Annotated in this window: 16 protein-coding genes, 2 tRNA genes and 1 rRNA gene; 14 read left to right on the top strand and 5 right to left on the bottom strand. The window is 39.7% G+C overall.

Translation table 11 applies throughout. The features are described from left to right. Positions 1-159 precede the first annotated feature (159 nt). The 3 genes from rrf (at position 160) to GWJ01_RS02440 (ending at position 485) form a co-directional block, all read left to right on the top strand. Positions 160-275, top strand: a 5S ribosomal RNA gene (gene rrf, locus GWJ01_RS02450). A 50-nt stretch (positions 276-325) separates the two neighbouring features. Beyond that, positions 326-402 (top strand) — tRNA-Asp (locus GWJ01_RS02445). Between the two features lie 7 nt (positions 403-409). Further along, positions 410-485: transfer RNA gene (locus GWJ01_RS02440), tRNA-Trp, on the top strand. 248 nt (positions 486-733) lie between these two features. On the opposite strand, the gene hdfR is transcribed toward GWJ01_RS02440, so the two are convergent. Beyond that, the gene (hdfR, locus tag GWJ01_RS02435) at positions 734-1555 is read right to left on the bottom strand and encodes an HTH-type transcriptional regulator HdfR (RefSeq protein WP_161710645.1); all 822 of its coding nucleotides are present in this window, start codon (positions 1553-1555) and stop codon (positions 734-736) included. 115 nt (positions 1556-1670) lie between these two features. Here hdfR and GWJ01_RS02430 point away from each other — a divergent pair, with 115 nt between their 5' ends. Then, positions 1671-2009, top strand: a complete 339-nt coding sequence (locus GWJ01_RS02430) for a DUF413 domain-containing protein (RefSeq protein ID WP_072070866.1) — start codon at positions 1671-1673, stop codon at positions 2007-2009. A 46-nt stretch (positions 2010-2055) separates the two neighbouring features. Here the strand turns inward: GWJ01_RS02430 and GWJ01_RS02425 are convergent, their stop codons facing one another. Beyond that, a complete protein-coding gene (locus GWJ01_RS02425) occupies positions 2056-3588 on the bottom strand; it encodes a YifB family Mg chelatase-like AAA ATPase (protein ID WP_109395474.1) in 1533 nt (510 codons plus the stop codon). 451 nt (positions 3589-4039) lie between these two features. Here GWJ01_RS02425 and ilvL point away from each other — a divergent pair, with 451 nt between their 5' ends. The 6 genes from ilvL (at position 4040) to ilvA (ending at position 10630) form a co-directional block, all read left to right on the top strand. Further along, positions 4040-4141 (top strand): ilv operon leader peptide, encoded by a 102-nt coding sequence (ilvL, locus tag GWJ01_RS02420; RefSeq protein ID WP_071788577.1) that lies wholly within the window; start codon positions 4040-4042, stop codon positions 4139-4141. Positions 4142-4271: 130 nt separating this feature from the next. Beyond that, a complete protein-coding gene (gene ilvG / locus GWJ01_RS02415; RefSeq protein WP_161710644.1) occupies positions 4272-5921 on the top strand; it encodes an acetolactate synthase 2 catalytic subunit in 1650 nt (549 codons plus the stop codon). Further along, positions 5918-6193, top strand: coding sequence for an acetolactate synthase 2 small subunit (gene ilvM, locus GWJ01_RS02410; RefSeq protein ID WP_023583660.1), 276 nt, complete (start codon positions 5918-5920; stop codon positions 6191-6193). The genes ilvG and ilvM overlap by 4 nt, the downstream gene beginning before the upstream one ends. Positions 6194-6203: 10 nt before the next feature. Beyond that, the gene (gene ilvE, locus GWJ01_RS02405; protein WP_161710643.1) at positions 6204-7130 is read left to right on the top strand and encodes a branched-chain-amino-acid transaminase; all 927 of its coding nucleotides are present in this window, start codon (positions 6204-6206) and stop codon (positions 7128-7130) included. Positions 7131-7202: 72 nt separating this feature from the next. Continuing rightward, complete coding sequence (gene ilvD / locus GWJ01_RS02400; protein WP_109395472.1) at positions 7203-9053, top strand: dihydroxy-acid dehydratase; 1851 nt, start codon at positions 7203-7205, stop codon at positions 9051-9053. Positions 9054-9055: 2 nt separating this feature from the next. Next, on the top strand, positions 9056-10630 hold the full coding sequence (gene ilvA, locus GWJ01_RS02395; protein ID WP_161710642.1) for a threonine ammonia-lyase, biosynthetic: 1575 nt from the start codon (positions 9056-9058) through the stop codon (positions 10628-10630). Here ilvA and ilvY read toward each other — a convergent pair. Continuing rightward, positions 10616-11503: an HTH-type transcriptional activator IlvY gene (ilvY, locus tag GWJ01_RS02390; RefSeq protein WP_109395470.1), complete on the bottom strand. Its 888-nt coding sequence runs from the start codon at positions 11501-11503 to the stop codon at positions 10616-10618. The two genes, ilvA and ilvY, sit on opposite strands and share 15 nt — an antisense overlap. A gap of 170 nt (positions 11504-11673) precedes the next feature. Here ilvY and ilvC point away from each other — a divergent pair, with 170 nt between their 5' ends. Continuing rightward, positions 11674-13149: a ketol-acid reductoisomerase gene (gene ilvC / locus GWJ01_RS02385; RefSeq protein ID WP_109402002.1), complete on the top strand. Its 1476-nt coding sequence runs from the start codon at positions 11674-11676 to the stop codon at positions 13147-13149. A 354-nt stretch (positions 13150-13503) separates the two neighbouring features. Beyond that, positions 13504-15528, top strand: coding sequence for a DNA helicase Rep (gene rep / locus GWJ01_RS02380; RefSeq protein WP_109395468.1), 2025 nt, complete (start codon positions 13504-13506; stop codon positions 15526-15528). A 77-nt stretch (positions 15529-15605) separates the two neighbouring features. Here the strand turns inward: rep and gppA are convergent, their stop codons facing one another. Next, positions 15606-17114: a guanosine-5'-triphosphate,3'-diphosphate diphosphatase gene (gene gppA, locus GWJ01_RS02375; protein WP_109395467.1), complete on the bottom strand. Its 1509-nt coding sequence runs from the start codon at positions 17112-17114 to the stop codon at positions 15606-15608. A gap of 3 nt (positions 17115-17117) precedes the next feature. Continuing rightward, positions 17118-18422: an ATP-dependent RNA helicase RhlB gene (gene rhlB, locus GWJ01_RS02370; RefSeq protein ID WP_109395466.1), complete on the bottom strand. Its 1305-nt coding sequence runs from the start codon at positions 18420-18422 to the stop codon at positions 17118-17120. Between the two features lie 119 nt (positions 18423-18541). On the opposite strand from rhlB, the gene trxA reads away from it, so the two are divergent. Continuing rightward, positions 18542-18868, top strand: a complete 327-nt coding sequence (gene trxA / locus GWJ01_RS02365; RefSeq protein WP_006535838.1) for a thioredoxin TrxA — start codon at positions 18542-18544, stop codon at positions 18866-18868. Between the two features lie 566 nt (positions 18869-19434). Further along, entirely contained in the window at positions 19435-20694 is a 1260-nt protein-coding gene (rho, locus tag GWJ01_RS02360) for a transcription termination factor Rho (protein WP_023583649.1), read from the top strand. Positions 20695-21005: the final 311 nt, after the last annotated feature.

Raw genomic sequence — 21005 nt, 5'->3', positions numbered from 1 at the left:
CGTTGAGCTAACCAGTACTAATGAACCGTGAGGCTTAACCTGACAACACCGAAGGTGTTTTGTTTGAGAGACAAAGAGTAGATGAAGTAAGCTTGTTTAAGATTGAAAATTGCTGGTTATGAAGAGAAATCGAAGTAACGGGTAATTAAACAGAATTTGCTTGGCGGCCATAGCGCAGCGGACCCACCTGAATCCATGCCGAACTCAGAAGTGAAACGTTGTAGCGCCGATGGTAGTGTGGGGCCTCCCCATGTGAGAGTAGGGAACTGCCAGGCATCAATTAAAGCGTTAGTGTTTAATAACATTAATCGCGCAAAGAATACGCGGAGCGGTAGTTCAGTTGGTTAGAATACCTGCCTGTCACGCAGGGGGTCGCGGGTTCGAGTCCCGTCCGTTCCGCCAACTATTTAGGGGCGTAGTTCAATTGGTAGAGCACCGGTCTCCAAAACCGGGTGTTGGGAGTTCGAGCCTCTCCGCCCCTGCCAGTTACCAATTAAGTAATAACAAAATTTATACTTCTTTGTAGCCCAGTTAATTAACTGGGCTTTTTGTTATTTGTATATTCTCAATATTTACTACTTTAAACACTCATCAACTAACCTACCAATACACTCCTTTTACCAATATTTATCGGTAATATTCTCTGTTATATATTATGAATTCTAGAGATAAAGCTTAAATCCAAAAGTTATTCGTTAATATCATGGATAACTATATAGAGTAGATTTAAGCTTTATTGATTATTTATCGGCTGTTTTAATAGTTGTTGTATCAATACTTGCTGATCACTAGTATTTAGCCAAACCGCAAATAAAGGTTTTTGAATAATTTTTGTTGAGGCAGGAGCAAGGTCTGAATAGAGATCGAGCCAATGTGTAGGTAGAAACGCAATTGCTTGCGTTGTTTTCATTAATTGATAAGCAATCATTGCGGAGTTAGTGGTCAAAATAGGATCAATTTTTTGCGCCACTCCATTAGGAAGAAAAGGCTGAAAATCAGCACTCCATTCAATTTTGATAAATTGTACTATTTCTTCTGTTTTATTAGATGCTATTTTCATCAACTGGAAAGTAATGTCACCAATAATTTTACTTTCTAATTCATCCATCTTTGGTGATTCTGTCGTAAAAAGAAGATCGAGTTCTCTTGCATGAAGTTGTTTTACAAGAGATTGCCTTGTAGAGACTCTAGATTCGATTCTGAGCTCTTTTCTTTCTAGATAAGATTCCTGTAACCAAGATGTTAGATATGCTTCCCAGAGTGATGCTGTGGCGCCAATTGATAGCTCTGAATGTTGTGAAGCATGGCTAATCTCTTTTTTAGCGAGAAGCCATGTATTCATTAACGATTCAGCATAAGGGATCAGCCTTTCACCCGCGACAGTTAGACGAATATTATTACGATGGCGTGTAAACAGATTCGTGCCTAATTGTGTTTCCAATTGTCGTATTCTAAAACTAACCGCAGACTGCGTTAAATAAAGAGATTCAGCGGCTCGTCCAAAGTGTCTAGTCTTACTGACTTCCAAAAAGGTTTTCAGTAATTCGGTATCCACATCTATCTCCAAAAAAATTTGTCGTTACGATTTAAATATTTTGTTTTACAGAACCGCATGACTATCTAATACTCCGCGCCATAAGTATGACGATAGAGAATTAGGAGTGTGTCAGATGGCAGAAAGTTTTATCACGACTAATCGTTTTTTTGACAATAAACATTATCCGCGTGGTTTTTCTCGTCATGGCGATTTCACTATCAAGGAATCCCAGATATTGGAACGTCATGGTCAAGCCTTTAATGAGCTTGATTTAGGTAAACGAGAGCCTACAACTGAAACGGAAAAATTATTTGTTGCCATGTGTCGTGGCGAACGAGAAGCAGCAACGGTCGAAGAAAAAATTTGGAAGAAATATACTAGTCGTATAAGTCGTCCAAAACGTTTTCATACATTATCGGGTGGAAAGCCGCAGCTCGATCCATCTGATGACTATACCGACTCTGATGATTAATATCATTAGTTTTAGTTAAAAGGAGCGTATTTTCGCTCCTTTTTATTTATCCATCTAGTTGCTTTTGTAAATAGATCATTAATCTATCCATTGCACGAAAGCTTAATGCTTCAATTAAATGATTTCTTTGTATTTTCTCTTCATTTTCAAGGTCTGCGATAGTTCTCGATACTCTTAAAATCTTATGCCAAGCTCGTATTGATAATCCTAATTTATTTAGCGTGTCTTCAAGAAAAGTTGCATCATGAGTACTCAACGAGCAATAGCATTCAATCTCTTTTCCGGTTAAATAAGTATTCACTTTCCCACATCGTGTAAATTGCTTTTCTCTTGCCTTTAGAACACGTTCTCTAATTGCAGTACTACTTTCCGTGGTAAGTGTAGGATGAATAAGCGATCCTTGAGGAAGTAGTGGCATTTCGACAGATAAATCAAACCTATCTAAAAATGGCCCAGAAACCTTGTTTAAATAGCGCAGGATCTGCTTTATTGGTACTCGATTGTGACTACCTTGATAGTGTCCTGTTGGGCTTGGATTTAATGCACCGACTAATAATACGTTAGCTGGGTAGCTTATTTTGGCTTTTGCTCGTGAAATAGTTATTTCTCTAGCATCTAGAGGTTCTCGTAATGCATCGAGTACACGGCGTTCGAATTCAGGCAGTTCATCTAAAAATAAAATACCATGATGTGCTAATGTAATTTCTCCTGGTTTAGGAAGAGAACCTCCTCCTGTTAAAGCAACCGCAGAGGAAGTATGATGTGGGGCTCTAAATGGTCTTGTAGGCCACTTTTTTTCATCAAATGTCACTCCTCTTAAACTACTAATGATTAATACATCAAGTGCTTCTGTAGCTGTTAAAGGTGGGAGGAGCGTACTTATCCTTTGCGCTAACATTGTTTTGCCTGTTCCTGGTGGGCCAAGAAATAAAATATTGTGATTTCCTGCTGCTGTGATTTCTGCTGCTCTTTTTGCATTATTTTGGCCAATTATATCACTCATATCTTTATTATCTTGATTTTCAATTTCATTATTAATAATAAAGTTTTCTGTTTCAATTAATGGCGTATTATTTTCTAGGTGGTGGCAAATCTCTAAAAGATGAGAGGCTAATAAAGCTGATTTATTGGGTAATAATGAAACTTCAGTTTGATGCTCTACTGATACAATGCATATTCGACGATCTTTTGAAGCACTAAGAATTGATGGAATAACTGCATTAACTCGTTGTAATTTACCAGAAAGTGCAAGCTCTCCAATAAACTCATAACATTCTAATTTATTTGATGTTAATTGTTCAGATGCAATGAGTATTGCCAGTGCAATAGGTAAGTCATAACGTGCACCTTCTTTGGGTAAATCGGCTGGTGATAGATTAATTGTTATTCTTTTTGCAGGATAAGTATATCCGCTATTAATTAGTGCACTTCTTACTCTGTCTTTTGCTTCTTTTACGACAGTCTCAGGTAATCCAACTAATGTTAATCCGGGTAATCCCTGACTAATATGAGCCTCTATAGTAATAAGCGGAGCTGATATTCCTAAAGAGGCTCGTGTATATATTATTGCTAATGCCATTTTTTATTCTCCATTATTTTTTTCTTTTTAAATTATTTTTTCTTTTGTGTTAAATGGAGAGTTAAATAAATGAGAAACATCTCGAAAATAACATAACATATTGAAATATAGTAATTAATTTAATAAATAAATAATTTAATAAATTAATATAAATATAATAAAAAATATGTTCTCTTTTTGGCTTTAAATAATGATGTGTAATAGTAGAAAAAACAAAATAACGGGTTCTTTCTTAGTATTAATAACTGAAAAACAAATATTTTATAGATAAATATTCCAATACCGATCTGGGATAGGAAAATATATATAAAATTCATTTAGTTACGATTATTTTTAAAATAATCGTTGTCAATTCTAAAATATCATGATAACTCTAAAAGGACAGAGTGAAAGAAGACACAACACAACATAACAAACATACATTTTAAATAAGAAAAGAAGTTATAAAATTATGAATACTATCGTCCTAGTGATTAGCCTAATTATTGTCAGCGTGGTGGTGATTATTAACCCACCGTGCGGGGCTGCACTAGGACGAAGAAAGGCTAACTAAACTAGCCGGATCTCTTAAAAACCCCCGCACCGAAAGGCGCGGGGGTTTTTTTTGAGCCTCAGTTTGAAAAAGAGATTAAATAGAAAATAAATTCAAATTAAACAAGAAGTTAAGGTGGCAGGGTGAAATAATGAATGGAGCACAGTGGTTAGTACAGGCATTACGAAAACATCAAGTCGAAACAGTCTTTGGTTATCCTGGCGGTGCGATCATGCCTGTTTACGATGCCCTTTATGATGGCGGTGTTGAACATGTTTTGTGTCGCCATGAACAAGGTGCCGCGATTGCTGCTATTGGTTTTGCTCGCTCTACAGGTACAACGGGTGTTTGTATCGCGACATCAGGCCCAGGCGCTACTAATGTTATCACTGGACTTGCTGATGCATTGTTAGATTCTGTGCCTGTTGTTGCTATAACAGGACAAGTTGCTTCCAATTTAATTGGTACAGATGCATTCCAAGAAATTGACGTTTTAGGACTTTCGTTAGCGTGTACAAAACATAGTTTTTTAGTTTCGACCGTTGATGAATTACCAAGAGTGTTATCAGAGGCATTTTCTATCGCGTCTCAAGGTCGCCCTGGGCCTGTTTTAATTGATATTCCTAAAGATGTTCAATTGGCTGATGCTTCCCATTTATCAAGTTATGAATTGCCAGAAGAGCAAGAGTTTCCTTACCCAACACAAGAGCTGGCTCAAGCTAAGCAGATGTTAGCGAAGGCACAAAAACCTATTTTGTATGTAGGTGGTGGTGTTGCCATGAGTAATGCGATGGAAACGTTAAGAGAATTTGTGAAGCAAACAGAAATGCCCGTTGTTTCCACTTTAAAAGGATTAGGCTGCGCTGATGCATTAGATACCAATTATTTAGGTATGTTAGGTATGCATGGTACTAAAGCGGCAAATTATGCTGTTCAGCGTAGTGATCTATTAATTGCTGTTGGTGCACGTTTTGATGATCGCGTAACGGGTCGATTAAATACTTTTGCACCTAATGCCAAGGTTATCCATATCGATATCGACCATGCAGAATTAAATAAATTGAAACAGGCGCATGTTGCGTTATTGGGTGATGCAAAAGTGTTGTTACCGGTTTTGTCTCAGCCATTATCCATCGCTACTTGGCAACAAGAGGTTCAAGAATTAAAGACAGAACACGCGTGGCGTTATGACCATCCAGGCTCTGCAATTTATGCACCGTTATTATTAAAACAATTATCAGATGCGAAACCTGAAAATACGGTTGTGACAACAGATGTCGGCCAACATCAAATGTGGTCAGCACAACATATGACATTTGATGCACCTGAAAATTTTATTACCTCAAGTGGTTTGGGCACGATGGGATTTGGTATCCCTGCAGCAGTGGGCGCTCAAATTGCTAGACCTGATGCGTGTGTTATCTGTGTATCAGGCGACGGTTCTTTTATGATGAATGTGCAGGAATTGGGGACAATTAAACGTAAGCAATTACCTGTCAAATTGGTGTTATTAGATAATCAACGTCTTGGTATGGTGCGTCAATGGCAAGAGCTATTTTTTGAACAACGTTATAGCGAAACTATTTTAACAGACAATCCAGACTTTGTTGCCTTAGCTAAAGCTTTTGATATTCCTGGGCAACGTATCACAGAAAAAGCACAAGTTGCTGATGCAATAAAATGTTTATTAGAGAGCGATGGCCCTTACTTATTACAGGTATCTATCGATGACGCAGAAAATGTCTGGCCTTTAGTTCCGCCGGGCGCAAGTAATGATGAGATGATGGAGAAATCAAAATGAACCAACACAATATCACAATTGAAGCCCGTTTTTGTCCAGAGATCTTAGAACGTATCCTGAGAGTTATCCGTCATCGTGGTTTTCATATATGCTCAATGAATATGAATATCACAGAGAGCAATAATATTAATTTAAGCCTGACGGTGAGTAGTCAGCGGCCATTAGAACTTCTGTGCAGCCAGTTAACAAAGTTAGCTGATGTTGCAGGTATTCAAGTATCACATCAACAGAAAGAAAAATTACGATTCATGAATGCACTAAGTGCCATGTAAGGATAAAAGAATGACAAAGCAAGCTGATTATATTTGGTTTAACGGTGAAATGGTTCCATGGGCTGAGGCAAAGGTTCATGTGATGTCTCACGCATTGCATTATGGTACTTCCGTATTTGAAGGTGTGCGTTGTTACAATTCTCATAAAGGTCCAGTGGTATTTCGCCATCGTGAGCATATGCAACGTTTACATGACTCAGCCAAAATTTATCGCATGCCTGTTGAGCAAAGTGTTGATGAGTTAATGGAAGCATGTCGTGAAACCTTACGTAAAAACAAATTAGTCAGTGCTTATATTCGTCCATTAGTTTTTATTGGTGATGTCGGCATGGGAGTTAACCCACCAGTAGGCTATAAAACAGATGTGATCATTGCTGCATTCCCATGGGGAGCATATCTCGGTGAAGAAGCTTTAGATAAAGGTATTGATGCAATGGTTTCTTCTTGGCACCGTGCTGCACCAAATACTATTCCAACCGCAGCTAAAGCTGGTGGTAATTATTTATCTTCATTATTAGTGGGAAGTGAAGCTCGCCGTCATGGTTACCAAGAAGGGATTGCATTAGATGTTCATGGCTATTTATCCGAAGGTGCTGGTGAAAACCTATTTGAAGTAAAAGATGGCGTTATTTTTACACCTCCATTTACTTCATCAGCACTGCCAGGGATCACGCGTGATGCCATTATCAAATTAGCAAAAGATCTAGGTTATGAAGTGCGTGAACAAGTGCTTTCTCGTGAATCACTTTATCTTGCAGACGAAGTCTTTATGTCAGGTACAGCCGCAGAGATTACACCAGTACGTAGTGTTGATGGAATTCAAGTAGGTATCGGACGTTGTGGCCCTGTGACCAAAGCAATTCAAAAAGCATTCTTTGGTCTGTTTACGGGTGAAACAGAAGACAAATACGGCTGGTTAGATCCAATCAATTCATAAACATAATCAAATAAATTTGTTTAGCGGGTAGATCGTTCCCTACTCGCTTTCTTTATCGCAGGAGTGTGAAAAATGCCTAAATACCGTTCAGCGACAACGACACACGGTCGTAATATGGCTGGAGCCCGTGCCTTATGGCGTGCAACGGGAATGACTGATGCTGATTTTGGTAAACCCATTATCGCAGTTGTGAACTCATTTACGCAATTTGTACCGGGTCATGTGCATCTGCGGGATTTAGGAAAACTCGTTGCTGAGCAAATTGAAGCCGCTGGTGGTGTCGCTAAAGAATTTAATACCATTGCGGTTGATGATGGTATCGCAATGGGGCATGGTGGCATGCTTTACTCTTTGCCATCCCGTGAACTTATTGCAGACTCCGTTGAATATATGGTTAATGCGCACTGTGCTGATGCGATGGTGTGTATCTCAAACTGCGACAAGATCACCCCAGGAATGTTAATGGCGTCCTTACGTTTAAATATTCCGGTTATTTTTGTTTCTGGTGGCCCTATGGAAGCGGGTAAAACGAAGCTTTCAGACCAACTGATCAAATTAGATCTGGTTGATGCCATGATCCAAGGGGCAAATCCAAATGTCAGCGATGCGGATAGTGAGCAAATCGAACGATCGGCCTGCCCAACATGCGGATCTTGTTCAGGCATGTTTACCGCAAACTCAATGAACTGTTTAACAGAAGCTCTGGGATTATCTCAACCGGGAAATGGCTCATTACTCGCAACACATGCAGATCGTGAAATGCTATTTATCAACGCAGGTAAGCGCATTGTTGAATTAACCAAGCGCTATTATGAAAAAGATGATGAGTCCGCATTACCGCGCAATATCGCTAAAAAAGAAGCCTTTGAAAATGCGATGATCTTAGACATTGCAATGGGAGGCTCAACAAATACGGTTCTGCATTTATTGGCCGCCGCGCAAGAAGGTGAGGTTGACTTCACGATGGAAGATATCGACAGACTTTCTCGCCAAGTCCCTCATTTATGTAAAGTGGCACCAAGTACACAAAAATATCATATGGAAGATGTTCATCGCGCAGGTGGGGTCATGGGTATTTTAGGTGAATTAGACAGAGCCGGATTACTTAACCGTAATGTAGATAATATATTAGGGTTAACTTTGCCAGAAACGTTAGCGCAATATGACGTGATGTTAACGCAAGATGAGCAAGTAAAATCGATGTTCCAAGCGGGCCCTGCTGGTATTCGTACCACGAAGGCATTCTCTCAAGATTGTCGTTGGCCAACCTTAGATACCGATCGTGAAAACGGGTGTATCCGCAGTAAAGAGCATGCTTATAGCCAAGATGGTGGATTAGCGGTTTTATCTGGTAACTTAGCAGTAGATGGCTGTATTGTTAAAACAGCAGGCGTTGATGAAGATAACTTAATTTTTAGTGGTCCTGCAAAAGTATATGAAAGTCAAGATGATGCTGTTGAAGCTATCTTAGGTGGAAAAGTAGTGGCTGGCGATGTGGTAATTATTCGCTACGAAGGCCCTAAAGGTGGGCCGGGTATGCAAGAGATGCTGTATCCGACCTCTTATTTAAAATCAATGGGATTAGGTAAAGCTTGCGCACTTATCACTGACGGACGTTTCTCTGGTGGAACATCAGGTTTATCTATCGGACATGTTTCCCCTGAAGCTGCAAATGGTGGTGTAATTGGTTTAGTGGAAGAGGGCGATATCGTCTCTATCAATATTCCAACTCGTGAAATCTCATTAAAGGTAGATGATAAAACATTATCTGCTCGCCGCGATGCACAAAATGCTCGTGGTGATAAAGCGTGGACACCACAAAATAGACAGCGCCAAGTTTCGTTTGCCTTACGAGCTTATGCTTCTTTAGCCACTAGTGCTGATAAAGGCGCGGTGCGTGATAAATCTAAATTAGGGGGCTAAAAATGGCTGCCTTTAGACCTTTAAATTCAGCGCCAAGTAGCGCTGAATATTTAAAAGCGGCGCTGAGCGCACCGGTTTATGAAGCCGCAATAGTCACTCCGCTCCAAGAAATGATAAAAATCTCTGAGCGTTTAGAAAATACAATTTTAGTTAAACGTGAAGACCGACAGCCTGTTCATAGCTTTAAATTACGTGGTGCTTATACCATGATTGCAGGGCTGACTCCTGAACAAAAAGTGAAAGGTGTAGTGACGGCTTCTGCGGGTAACCACGCTCAAGGTGTTGCGTTGTCAGCGAATCGAATGGGTGTAAAAGCATTAATCGTGATGCCAGTAGCAACGGCGGATATTAAAGTTGATGCTGTTCGCCAATTTGGTGGAGAGGCATTGCTTTATGGAGCCAACTTTGATGAAGCAAAAGCGAAAGCTATCGCGCTGTCTGAAGAGATGGGATACACCTTTGTTCCACCTTTTGATCATCCTGCTGTCATTGCAGGACAGGCAACACTGGCAATGGAACTCTTACAACAAGATGTTCATCTTGATCGTATTTTCGTACCAGTTGGTGGTGGTGGTTTAATTGCTGGGGTGGCGGTATTAATTAAACAGCTTATGCCAGAAATTAAAGTTATTGGTGTTGAAGCTGAAGATGCCGCATGTTTAAAAGCCGCATTAGAGGCAGGACACCCTGTCGAATTAGCTCGAGTAGGCTTATTTGCAGAAGGTGTTGCCGTTAAGCGTATTGGTGATGAAACTTTTCGTCTATGCCAAAAATATGTTGATGATGTAATAACTGTTGATAGCGATGAAATTTGTGCCGCAGTAAAAGATTTATTTGAAGATGTACGTGCAATTGCAGAGCCTTCAGGCGCATTGGCATTGGCTGGGCTTAAAAAATACGTCAAAGAGCACCAGATCAAAGGTGAGCGTCTAGCGCATGTGCTTTCTGGTGCAAATGTGAATTTTCATGGACTACGTTATGTCTCTGAACGCTGTGAATTAGGTGAAAAACGCGAAGCATTACTTGCTGTGACAATCCCTGAACAAAAAGGCAGTTTTTTACGTTTCTGTCAGATCTTAGGTCAACGTGTTGTCACTGAATTTAATTATCGTTATAGCGATGCTGATCCTGAAAATGCACGTATTTTTGTTGGTGTACGTTTAAGCCAAGGACTTGCAGAGCGTAAGGAAATTTTGCGTGAACTTACGACTGCTGGTTATCAAGTGGCTGATTTGTCTGATGATGAAATGGCAAAACTTCATGTGCGTTATATGGTCGGGGGTCGTCCTAATAAACCGCTTAAAGAGCGTTTATTTAGTTTTGAGTTTCCTGAATCACCGGGCGCTTTAATGAAGTTTTTAAAAACATTAGGGACTTATTGGAATATCACGTTATTCCACTATCGTAGTCATGGTACTGATTATGGGCGTGTGCTGGTGGCATTTGAACTGCCCGAAACAGAAGGGCGTTTCGAGCGACATTTAGATGCATTAGGTTATGAATATCATGATGAGACAGGAAATCCTTCTTTTCAGCTATTTCTGTCACCACAAACGACAAATTTAGTCGTGGAGTAATCGCCAAAAAGCACTGATCACAGGCTCTTGAAGGCGTTTGTGTAATCCGCAAACGCCTAATTCGAAAGGTTCTACCATTGAAATATTATCCAATGAAGAGATGCGATTACGAACGGGTTCAGGGCAGTTATCAACGACAACTTGTGGGATAAGTGCAATACCACAACCTAACGCAACCATTGAGACAATTGCTTCATGCCCTGAAACAGTCGCATAAATTAAAGGATTATGGATACGGTGGCGTTTAAACCATAACGCAATTCGTTGTCGTGACGGGCCATGCTCAGGAATGATAAATGGAATATTGAGCCAATCGGGTTTTTCTTGTGTTGCAAGATGGCGAACATTGCAAGGTAATGCCGGTGCAATCAAAACTAATGGAATTTCACCTATTTTTTCAAAGCAGATATTTTCAGGAAGCTTTTCAGGTTTTCCTGCAATACCTAAATCAGCTTCATCAGATTGCACTTTATCGACCGCATCCGCCGCATCTCCTGTGGTGAGCTTTATTTCAACTAATGGATTTTCTGCACGAAAACGGTCAAGAATAGGTGGCAAATGGCTGTAAGCCGCTGTTACAGAACAAAACAGTCGTAGCTCACCAGAAAGGCTGGGGCTATTTTGATTTAGCGTGTGCTTAAGTTGCTTATATTGCAATAAGGTTTGTTGAGCATAGCGTTTTAGCTGTTCGCCCGCATCGGTGAGAGTCACCTGTCGGTTATCACGTAAAAACAGAGGGTGGCCTAAGCTTTCTTCAAGACGTTGAATTTGACGAGAGAGCGTAGAAGGGCTGACGTGCATCGCTTGTGCTGTCTTGCTGAAGTGACAACTTTCAGCTAAATGCAGGAAGAGTTTGAGATCACGAATATCCATTGCCAGCCACCTTAGGTGATAAAAAAGAACGTTGCATTTTTTGCAACACTGTCTTGTAAATATATCAATTTAAGCAATGGCTTTCATCCCATATAGTAAAGTCATGCAACACCTCACTGAATGTGAGGATAATAATAGCAAACACATACACAACGATTTTGGAGTCTTTTATGACAAATTATTTTAATACATTGAATCTGCGTCAGCAGTTATCGCAATTAGGTAAATGTCGCTTTATGTCACGTGAAGAATTTGCTGATGAAGCAAATTACCTGAAAGGCAAAAAAGTCGTTATTGTTGGTTGTGGTGCTCAAGGTCTTAACCAAGGTTTAAATATGCGTGATTCAGGTTTGAATATCGCGTATGCCTTACGCCAAGAGGCGATTGATGAAAAACGTGCATCATGGCGTCGTGCAACCGAAAACGGTTTTGAAGTTGGAACCTATGAAACGTTGATCCCTCAAGCTGATTTAGTTGTTAACTTAACGCCAGACAAACAGCACTCTGCTGTTGTTCAAGCTGTTCAACCGTTGATGAAATCAGGTGCAGCATTAGGTTACTCTCATGGTTTTAATATTGTTGAAGTTGGCGAAAAGATCCGTGATGACATCACCGTTGTTATGGTTGCACCAAAATGTCCAGGTACTGAAGTTCGTGAAGAATATAAGCGTGGTTTTGGTGTTCCAACACTGATTGCAGTTCACCCTGAAAATGATGCAAAAGGTGAAGGTATGGCCATTGCGAAAGCATGGGCTGCTGCAACAGGTGGTCATCGTGCGGGTGTTTTAGAATCCTCTTTCGTTGCAGAAGTAAAATCAGACTTAATGGGTGAGCAAACTATTCTGTGCGGTATGTTACAAGCTGGCTCGCTGTTATGTTACGACAAGATGGTTGCTGATGGCGTTGAGCCGGGATATGCAGGTAAGTTGCTGCAATTTGGTTGGGAAACGATTACAGAAGCACTGAAGCAGGGTGGTATCACCTTGATGATGGACAGATTATCTAATCCTGCAAAAATGCGTGCTTACGCATTATCAGAGCAACTGAAAGAGATCATGGCTCCACTGTTTGCAAAACATATGGACGATATCATTTCAGGTAAATTCTCTGAAACTATGATGGCTGATTGGGCAAATGATGATAAAAACTTGCTGACATGGCGTGAAGAGACCGGAGCAAGTGCATTTGAAAATTATCCTGAATATGAGGGTAAAATCAGTGAGCAAGAGTATTTTGATCACGGTGTATTAATGGTTGCAATGGTTAAAGCTGGTGTTGAATTAGCTTTTGATACCATGATTGAAGCAGGGATCTTTGCAGAGTCAGCTTATTATGAATCGCTGCATGAGTTGCCATTAATTGCAAATACCATTGCTCGTAAGCGTTTATATGAAATGAATGTGGTTATCTCTGATACTGCTGAATATGGTAACTACCTGTTCTCATTTGCGGTTGTTCCTATGTTGAAAGAGTTTATGACAACATTGCAATCTGGCGATTTAGCGAAGAAAGTTCAAGATAATGGAACAGATAACGCACAATTACGTGATATCAATGAAGCAATTCGTCAGCACCCAATTGAAGCCGTAGGTAAAACGTTGCGTGGGTATATGACGGATATGAAGAAGATTGCTGTTGCCAACTAATTTTTCGTCGCTCTTTACGCGATAAGTGCGTTGGCTACACTCGGTTAACCAAGTCACATACTAATGTATGCTCCTTGGGATAACCTCTTTTGCTGCCTTCTTCTCACGTAAATAGCTTAGAAAAATAAGTGAAAAGTGAAGGTTAAGTTTTTGCTATCTTCTCATGCAAAGAGCTTAGAAAAATAAGCGAAAAGTGAAGATTAAATTTTATTGAAAACCGTATTTCTTAATGGAGTACGGTTTTTTGTTTTTATAGTGTGAGAAAAATTGAAAGAGGGAATACTCAAGACTTTGATCGCTTTCTGCTACAATTGTCCCCCGTTATGTTCTTGGTTAATGAAGTTTGGAAAAAGTATGCGATTAAATCCTGGTCAACAAAAAGCAGTAGAATATGTGTCAGGCCCTTGTTTGGTCTTGGCAGGTGCAGGATCGGGTAAAACACGGGTTATTACCAATAAAATTGCACACCTCATTCGTCAATGCCAATATCCAGCAAAGCAAATTGCAGCGGTTACATTTACCAATAAAGCTGCGCGTGAAATGAAAGAGCGAGTTGCTCAAACCTTAGGTCGCCAAGAAGCGAAAGGATTAATGATCTCAACGTTCCATACATTGGGATTAGAAATTATTAAACGCGAATATAAAGCGTTAGGTATTAAAGCTAAATTTTCATTGTTTGATGATCAAGACCAATCTGCATTACTTAAAGAATTAACTGCTGATTTATTAGAAGAAGATAAAGATTTACTTTCTCAATTAAAGAGCCAAATTTCTAATTGGAAAAATGACATGCTCACGCCAGATCAAGCAATAGGAATGGCGAGATCGCAACAAGATCATACATTTGCCGAATGTTTTCGACGTTATGAGCAACATCTGCGTAGTTGTAATGTACTCGACTTTGATGACCTAATTAGCCGACCAACTCTGTTATTACGTACAAATGAAGAAGTCAGAGAGCGCTGGCAAAGACGTATCCGTTATTTGCTGGTGGATGAATATCAAGATACAAATACAAGCCAATATGAATTGGTCAAATGGCTGGTCGGTGAAAGAGCTCGTTTTACGGTTGTAGGCGATGATGACCAATCAATCTATTCATGGCGTGGTGCTCGACCTCAAAATTTAGTGCTATTACAAAAAGATTTTCCACAACTTAATGTGATTAAGCTTGAGCAAAATTATCGTTCTTCTGGGCGTATTCTAAAATCAGCGAATATCTTGATTGAAAATAATCCCCATGTTTTTGAAAAACGGTTATTTTCAGAATTAGGTTATGGTGATGAACTACGGGTTTTAACAGCTAATAATGAAGAGCATGAAGCAGAACGTGTGGCTGGTGAATTAATTGCTCATCACTTTATTAATAAAACCAATTATAAGGATTACGCGATCCTTTATCGTGGCAATCATCAGTCTCGTATTTTTGAAAAATACTTAATGCAAAACCGTATTCCTTATCGTATTTCAGGTGAAACCTCTTTTTTCTCAAGGGAAGAGATAAAAGATATTCTGGCCTATTTGCGAGTGATTACCAATCCTGATGATGATGCGGCATTTTTACGTATTGTGAATAAGCCTCGTCGTGAAATCGGCCCTATGACGATCCAAAAGTTAGGTGAGTGGGCAAAAGTTCGAGATAAGAGCTTATACAATGCCTGTTTTGATTTGGGATTAGGTCAAACATTAACAGGTCGAGGCTTCAATTCATTACAAGCATTCTCTCAATGGATGTCACGTATAGTGCAAAAATCAGAACGAGAGCCGCTGTTAGCTGTACGTGATTTATTGCATGAAATGGATTATGAAAGTTGGTTATATGAAACCTCAAGTAGCGCAAAAGCGGCTGAAATGAGAATGAAAAATGTTAATCAGCTGTTTTTATGGATGAGCGAAATGCTAGAAGGTGATGAATTACATGAACCTATGACGATTTCTCAAGTTGTTAACCGTTTTACCTTGCGCGATATGATGGAGCGAGGAGAAACAGAAGAAGAGTTAGATCAAGTTCAATTAATGACATTACATGCCTCTAAAGGTCTTGAGTTTCCTCATGTATTTTTAGTAGGAATGGAAGAGGGCATATTGCCACACCAAAGTAGTATTGATGAAGATAATGTAGAAGAAGAAAGGCGTCTTGCTTATGTGGGTATTACTCGAGCACAAAAAACACTCACTTTTACGTTATGTAAAGAAAGGCGTCAATATGGCGAATTAATTAAACCCGACCCAAGCCGTTTTCTTTATGAGTTACCTCAAGATGATTTGAATTGGGATACTAATAAAAAGAAAGTGTTAAGTGCTGAAGAAAAACAAGAGAAAGGGCAAAAAGGTGTTGCGGGATTAAGGGCTATGCTGGCAAGACACAAACCCGAATAGTATAAGGTTTGGTAGATAAAATGAACCCCTTGGCATATTGATGTTCAAGGGGTTTTTATTTTTGTATAAGCAAAAAATTAACTTATACGAGAGCTGTTTTGTTCTTCAATCATTAAAGACCAATGGACATAACTCTGAAATTGGATCTCTTCTTGGAGGTTTTCAGCCCGTAATGGATGCTCATTAAGCCATTGATATGGCAGCGTAATAATGAGTTTCTCATCTTCAGTACGTAATCGTAATGCTGGGAGAGTATCATCACGGCGGCGACTAGCAAAAATGATGGCTAATCGCAGTAAACGCACCAGTCGATTGGCTTGAGTTATCGGTAGTGCATTTTGATGATTTAGGGGCGCAAGATCGATGATCCCTGTTTGGTTTTTTAGCAAAGATGCCAATAAACGTCGTTGTGCAGGTGTGTATCCCGGCAAATCAAGATGAGAGATCAGATAGCTTGCATGTGAAGGTGCTTGGCGAAAATCAACACTAAGGCCAATTTCATGTAATGCACTGGCGCTGTTGAGCAACTCACGGCAACGATTATCTAACTGCCAACTCTTGCTGACTTGGATAAAAAAGTGTTCTGCAAGTTGTTGAACTCGGTGTGCTTGCTCAATATCAATCTGAAACCGACGTTGGACATTACGAAGAGTACGTTGGCGGATATCTTGCTCAATAGGAAGATGTAACATTCCGTAGACTAAGCCTTCTCGTAATGCACCACCTGCTAAGATCATATTGTCGATATGCAGTGTTTCAAATATGGCGATTAAGATAGCAAGCCCACTTGGAAACACTAAGGCTCGTTCAAAAGTAAGCCCTTCAATTTCCAGCTCTTCTAGTTTTCCACACTCAATGGCTTTATGTTTGAGTCGCTCAAGCTTAGGTAAGGTGATTAATTCATCCATACCCTGAGCAATCATGATCTCTTGCAACGCTTGTACAGTACCAGAGGCACCTACACACACTTGCCAGCCTTGCCCAATTAATTTATCTGCCACTGGGGCGAGTATCGCTTTGGCTGCGTCTTGTGCTTTAGCAAAATTTTCTTGAGTTAGAGAACGGTCAGTAAAATAGCGCTCTAACCAAGTTACACAGCCCATACTTAAGCTCATTAATTGCGTTGTTTTAGCACCAGTACCTGTAACCAGTTCTGTGCTGCCACCACCAATATCGACGACTAAACGTTGCTCTGCACCACCTGTAGTATGTGCAACGCCACGATAGATAAGGCGTGCTTCTTCCTCACCACTAATAACATGAACAGTATTGCCCAATATTTCAGACGCTTTTGCGACAAAAATATCTGCATTTTTAGCAATACGTAATGTGGCTGTTGCTACGACTCTGATTTGTTCAGCCGGAATATCACGTAGATATTCAGAAAAAAGTCGTAAACATTGCCAACCGCGTTCCATTGCCTGCTCTGACAATTTATTTTCACTGTTTAGGCCAGCAGCGAGTCGAACTTTACGTTTCACGCGGGAAAGGACTTGTATAGAGCCCGCGATTTCTCGAACGACTAACATATGAAAACTGTTAGAACCTAAATCAATAGCGGCATAAAGTGATGAGGATTTCAGCATAATTTATGGATGACTCGGGCGTTTATTTCGGTTGTTACGTTGAGTATTATTTCCTCTGTTATTTCGCGCCGGCGCATTGTTGCGACGAGGCTGACCTTGGCGAGGACGGTGACGGCGTTTGGGCTCAGGCAGATCAGCTAATAACGCATCACTATTATATTTACTCACGGGAATAGCATGTTGAATATAGGTCTCAATAGCAGGTAAATTCAGCGCATATTCTTCACATGCAAGGCTGATTGAGTTACCACTATTTCCAGCGCGCCCTGTTCTACCAATACGGTGAACATAGTCTTCACAGTCATCAGGTAAATCATAGTTAAAAACATGTGTTACTGATGGAATATGAAGGCCTCTAGCGGCAACGTCAGTAGCAACCAGAATATCAATATTACCTTGGGTAAAATCTTCTAAAATGCGTAGACGTTTTTTCTGTGGAACATCACCGGTTAATAAACCAACGCGGTGCCCATCTGCAGCAAGGTGCGCCCAAATGTCGTCACAACGATGTTTTGTATTAGCAAAAATGATACAGCGATCTGGCCATTCTTCTTCAATCAATGTTTGAAGAAGACGCATTTTTTCTTCATTTGAAGGATAAAAGAGTTCTTCTTTTATACTAAAACCTGTTTTTTGTTCAGGTTCAACTTCAACATACTCTGGATTATTCATCTGCTCAAAAGCTAGTTCTCTTACACGGTAAGAAAGTGTTGCAGAGAACAGCATATTCATACGCTCAGCCGCAACTGGCATACGACGGAAAATCCAACGAATATCTTTAATAAAACCGAGATCGTACATTCTGTCAGCTTCATCAAGTACCACAACTTGGATTGCGTTAAGGTTAATATGGCCTTGCTTAACGTAGTCAATTAAACGACCTGTTGTGCCAATAACAATATCGACACCATTATTTAATACTTTGAGTTGTTCGTCATAGCCATCGCCACCGTAGGCGAGACCCATTTTAATCCCTGTATTTTGCGCAAGCTCTTTAGCATCAGAATAGATCTGCACAGCTAATTCGCGTGTTGGCGCCATAATAAGTGCACGAGGTTGATTGGTTTCATGCCCTTCTTTAGCAGGGTGCGTTAAAAGATAATGAAACGTTGAAGTTAAAAACGCCAACGTTTTGCCTGTTCCTGTTTGGGCTTGCCCGGCAATGTCTTGACCTTTCACAGTGATAGGTAACGTCAATGCCTGAATTTGTGTACAATTAGAGAACCCTTTTTTCTCAAGGGCTTCTATCACTTTTGGATGCAAGGCGAAGTCGGAAAACTTCTTTTCTGTCAAATATGTTTTGCTCATAATGTAATAGAATATCAGTTATGGGTTGCATTACAAAAGTTTATCCGCTGAAATGCAGACAGACTTTTGTTATTTAATGTTACACTGGTACGGTCAATATTATTCTTTGGAGTAGAACAATGAGCGATAAAATCCTTCACTTATCTGACAGCAAATTCGATGCTGATGTATTAAATGCAACCGGCCCTGTGCTCGTTGATTTCTGGGCTGAATGGTGTGGCCCATGTAAAATGATTGCTCCTATTCTAGATGAAGTTGCAACAGAATACGCTGGTAAATTAACAGTTGCGAAGCTAAACATCGATCAAAACCCGCTGACAGCACCAAAATACGGTATTCGTGGCATTCCTACACTGATTTTATTCAAAAACGGTGCAGTTGCTGCGACTAAAGTAGGCGCATTGTCAAAAACTCAACTGAAAGAGTTTTTAGACGAAAATATCTAATTTGATTTAGATATCAAAAATAAAGTAGGACGTTTAGACCTTGTCAGTATTTCTGTTATTGACCGCTAGACGTCCGCTTCGAAGCATGATAAGTTAGCGCCACTTACTTACATAATATATCGGATCTACTTGCCAATATGATTAGATACGATTAAATAAGTCTGAGATATTGAATATCAAGCGTACAAAGTAATAGAATTGAATAACATGATATGATATTTAATCTAATATGATATTTAATATAAGTAATCTGAATTCATCTAACCAGTCAAGTTGCCTTAGAATAATCTATAGTATTCAAGGGATATAAATTTTTCCAAAATATGTTCCTAACCCATAAGTTGAAAGTACACTCATGTATCGCGAAAATGAATGTCACTTCTCTGGGATAAAGCAGACTGGTCTAATTGTATTAACACTCTCTAACATTATCATTTTAGTTATACCCTTATGTTAGAAAGTTATAATCTGTAATTTTACACATGACGAAACTGACAGCGATTCGCTGTTATACTATTCACGTTCATAGTTCGAGAGTTACCCCGAGTTATTAAGAACCCACCATTATGAATCTTACCGAATTAAAAAATACGCCGGTATCAGAACTGATAGCACTTGGCGAAAATATGGGGCTAGAGAATCTGGCTCGAATGAGAAAGCAAGACATTATTTTCTCTATCTTGAAGCAACACGCGAAAAGTGGAGAAGATATTTTCGGTGACGGTGTGCTGGAAATATTGCAGGATGGCTTCGGCTTCCTACGTTCCGCAGACAGTTCCTACCTTGCTGGTCCCGATGATATCTACGTTTCTCCAAGTCAAATTCGCCGTTTTAACCTCCGCACTGGTGACACCATCGCAGGGAAAATTCGTCCTCCTAAAGAAGGTGAACGTTATTTTGCCCTCCTAAAAGTTAATGAAGTTAACTTTGATAAACCAGAAAATGCCCGCAGTAAAATTCTCTTTGAAAACTTAACACCTTTACATGCTAATAATCGTTTACGCATGGAACGTGGTAATGGCTCAACAGAAGACTTAACCGCGCGTGTTCTTGACTTAGCGGCGCCAATTGGCCGTGGTCAACGTGGTCTTATTGTTGCTCCACCAAAAGCAGGTAAAACCATGTTGCTGCAAAACATTGCAGCAAATATTGCTCATAACTACCCTGATTGCGTATTAATGGTACTTCTGATTGATGAACGCCCAGAAGAAGTGACAGAAATGCAACGCTTAGTAAAAGGTGAAGTTATTGCTTCAACCTTTGATGAACCAGCTTCTCGTCACGTACAAGTTGCAGAAATGGTGATTGAAAAAGCGAAGCGCCTAGTTGAGCATAAAAAAGACGTTATCATCCTGTTAGACTCCATCACACGTTTAGCGCGTGCTTATAACACTGTTGTTCCTTCATCAGGTAAAGTGTTAACTGGTGGTGTGGATGCAAACGCATTACATCGTCCTAAACGTTTCTTCGGTGCGGCTCGTAATGTTGAAGAAGGTGGTAGCTTGACTATCATTGCAACAGCATTAGTCGATACGGGTTCTAAGATGGACGAAGTTATCTACGAAGAATTTAAGGGTACAGGTAATATGGAATTACACCTGTCTCGTAAAATTGCTGAAAAACGTGTTTTCCCTGCGATTGATTACAATCGTTCTGGTACACGTAAAGAAGAGTTACTGACGTCTCAAGATGAGCTACAAAAAATGTGGATCTTGCGTAAAATTATTCATCCAATGGGTGAGATTGACGCAATGGAATTCCTCATTAATAAGTTAGCAATGACTAAGACAAATGAAGAATTCTTCGACTTTATGAAACGTTCATAAAGTGTATTAACAAAGTGATATGAGCTGAGAATAGGATTAAAATATTAAAATAGTGTGCTCTGTTACAGAATAAGTAATATCACCTCAATTTATATGCTGTTAAGCTCGTTTACTTTGTAAGAATGACGATATGATGAAACGCCACAATAGTTTGTGGCGTTTTTTGTTTTTTTATGGGTGTAATTCAATTTTAGATTGCAATATTTTAGTCGGATGTTGGTATATATATTGCATGTTTTGGTAATTGATAAAAATAGCGATGGCATCAATAAAAATAGTTAAGGAAAACTTATAATTGATGAAGGGTGGTG

This window comes from Proteus sp. G2618 (assembly GCF_009915995.1).
GTDB lineage: Bacteria > Pseudomonadota > Gammaproteobacteria > Enterobacterales > Enterobacteriaceae > Proteus > Proteus terrae.
This window is presented reverse-complemented; position numbering and strand designations above follow the sequence as displayed.